Source organism: Dehalococcoidales bacterium (assembly GCA_035529395.1).
In the GTDB taxonomy this organism is placed as follows: domain Bacteria; phylum Chloroflexota; class Dehalococcoidia; order Dehalococcoidales; family Fen-1064; genus DUES01.
In genome coordinates this window covers 1-2,992 of sequence record DATKWT010000169.1, presented here as the reverse complement: position 1 = coordinate 2,992, position 2,992 = coordinate 1, and the positions used below count along the sequence as shown (strand labels likewise).

The following is a 2,992-nucleotide window of genomic DNA, read 5'->3' as shown; positions in this document are numbered from 1 at the left end:
AACAGCGAGGTCGCCGCGGACTACATACCGTTCCAGGTCATACCGGAGTACCCCCACGAGGTGACCGCGGAGTTCAGCAAAGAGGAAGCCGCACCCGGCACCGAAGTGGATATCAACCTCACCACTGAGGGCGAAGCCAGGGTGGGCATTGCCGTTGTGGACAGGTCGGTCTTTATACTGGCCGAGAACCGGCTCAATCTCCAGCAGGTCTTCGACGAGCTGGAGAGGCTCCACATGAAACCCCAGGTAGAACTGCACGAGGTCTCGATATACCCGACAATCACCACCAGGGGGGCGAAGGATGTCTTTGAAGATGCCGGTGTGGTGGTGCTGAGTAACAATAACATACCCGAAGGCAAGGAGTACGAGTCCCAGGGAGGCAAGGGCATTTTCCTGGCGCGAGATGGTCTCATGGAAAAAGGAATGGCAGAGGTTGAGGAGGCCGAAGTAGCACCGGCTGCGGCTCCGGTGGTTGATGATGCCGGTAATGGTACACTGGCTGAGGTGCAGCGGGTGAGGCAGTTCTTCCCCGAGACCTGGCTGTGGGCCGAACTGACCACGGGAACTGACGGCCGTAAGTCGGTCACGGTGACCGTACCGGACACGATTACCACCTGGATGATGCGTGCCATCGCCATATCCAGGGAGAAAGGACTGGGCATAGGAGAAGACCAACTGCGGGCGTTTCAGCCGTTCTTCCTCAAGATAGACCTGCCGTACTCGGCGATAAGGAGTGAGGAGTTCCCGGTGCAGGTAGCCATCTACAACTACCTGGACGAACCGCAGAGCGTGCAGGTGGAGATTGAAGAAGCCGACTGGTTCGACTTGCTGGACGAAACTGTCCGAACGGTTGAGATTGCTGCTAACGAGATTGGCGGAGCCTCATTCATGATTCGACCGACAGGACTGGGCATCAACGAAGTCAAGGTTACGGCGCGCAGCAAGCAGGCTGCCGATGCCATGATAAAGACCATCATCATCGAACCGGAGGGCGTTTCCCGAGAAGTGGTGGACAACCTCAACCTGTCGGAGGGAGACTCAAGGGTAATCTCGACGGCGATACCTTTCGCGGCTGTTACCGGTTCCGGCCGGGCATACCTGACGGTGACCTCCAGCTACCTCACCCAGACAATTGAGGGACTGGAGGGGCTTATCCAGATGCCATTCGGCTGTGGCGAGCAGAACATGATAACACTGGCGCCCGATATCTTCATCACCAGGTATCTCCAGGAGAGCGGGCAGGTCAAGCCGGAGATAATGGCCAGGGCCGAAAAACTGATGATAACCGGTTACCAGAGGCAGTTGACCTACCGCCGTAATGACGGCAGCTTCTCCGCCTTCGGTCAGAGCGATGATGAGGGTAGCCTGTGGCTGACCGCCTTTGTCCTGAAGTCGTTCGCCCAGGCCAGGGACCTGATGTATATCGACGATAGTGTGCTCAATGAGGCCAGGACGTGGATAAAGGGTCACCAGAACCAGGACGGCTCCTTTGACGTCGTCGGGTTTGTACACCACCAGGAGATGTTGGGCGGGATGTCCGGTAAGGATGCCCTGACTGCCTATGTGGCCATAGCACTGATGGAAGCAGGGGACACCACCGGCGCTGCCAGGGCGGTCGATTACCTGGAAGGCAGGCTCAGCGGAATGGATGACGCCTACACTGTGGCGCTCACCGCCTACGCCCTGGAGTTTGCCGGTAGCGACAAAAGCAATGAAGTTTACCAGAAGCTGATGGACATGGCCCAGGAAGACGAGGACGGTCTGCACTGGGGTGCCGGAGAAGGGCCGGTGCCTGTGGAAGGCAAGGGCATCACCCGCCGCATGCCGCCGGACCAGAATCGAAGCACCGAGATTGAGACCACTGCCTATGCCACCCTGGCTCTCATCAAACGTGGCGATGTCTTCAATGCGTCACGCTCCTCAAAATGGCTGGTATCGCGCAGAAACGCCTACGGCGGCTTCGGCTCCACTCAGGACACGGTGGTCACCCTTCAGGCGCTCACCGAATACTCCACCGGCTCCAGGGCCGATGTCGACCTGACGATAACCATCGATACCGAAGGAATCAGCAAGCAACTCAGGCTGACCCAGGACAATTTCGATGTCCTCCAGGTGGTGGCGATACCGGTAGACCGTGAGGTCGAGATAGGTGTCACCGGTAAGGGTGAGGCCGTCGCACAGGTGGTGCGCAGATTCAACCTGCCCGAGGCGGAGAGGGGCGAGGAAATCCTGAGTATAGACGTTGACTACGATGTCACTGATGTCGAGGTGAACGACCTGGTGACAGTATCGGTGGAACTGGCCTTCAACCCACCGGTGCCCATGAAGGCAGGGATGATAGTTGCCGATATCTCTGTACCGACTGGCTTTACCCCGGTGGCGGAGACCATCGCGGCTGCTGTTGAAGGGGAGGCCAGGCTCAAGCGCTACGATGTTGCCGGGCGCAAGGTGATATTCTACATTGAGGATATGTTTACCGGCGACCGGATATCCTTCACCTTCCAGGTGCAGGCAATGTACCCCGTAAAAGCCAGGGGTGTTAGCTCCGAGGTGTATTCCTACTACAAACCGGAAATCCGTGGCGAGACGCTGGGCGAGGATGTCATCGTTACCGGAAACTAGTTCTCCAAAGCTGCCGGGGGGTTCACATCTCCCGGTGCGGGGTGGCAGTGCCCCCGGAGCAGAGTGGGGTCGGGTTTTATAGCTCGACCCCACTCTCTTAAGCTACGTTGTCATTGCGAGGAGCACAGCGACGAAGCAATCTCGTGGCAGCATCCTTCCAGCAAAAGGCAGGGATTCTTCGCTGCCTCTTCGCTTCCCCTCCGCTCAGAGCTTCGGCCTGGAATGACAGGTGCAGGCATGATTCAGCTACGTTGTCATTGCGAGGAGCACAGCGACGAAGCAATCTCGTGGCAGCATCCTTCCAGCAAAAGGCAGAGATTCTTCGCTGCCTCTTTGCTTCCCCTTCTCTCAGAGCTTCGGCCTGGAATGA

General features: G+C 57.9%; 2 protein-coding genes. One reads left to right on the top strand and one right to left on the bottom strand.

Annotated features, from left to right (window positions below; translation table 11 throughout):
- A partial coding sequence (locus tag VMW13_10460) for an alpha-2-macroglobulin family protein (GenBank protein HUV45235.1) occupies positions 1-2,622 on the top strand: 2,622 nt, incomplete at its 5' end.
- 97 nt (positions 2,623-2,719) lie between these two features.
- On the opposite strand, the gene VMW13_10455 is transcribed toward VMW13_10460, so the two are convergent.
- Positions 2,720-2,992 (bottom strand): hypothetical protein (locus tag VMW13_10455; protein HUV45234.1); only part of this gene is annotated, 273 nt, incomplete at its 5' end.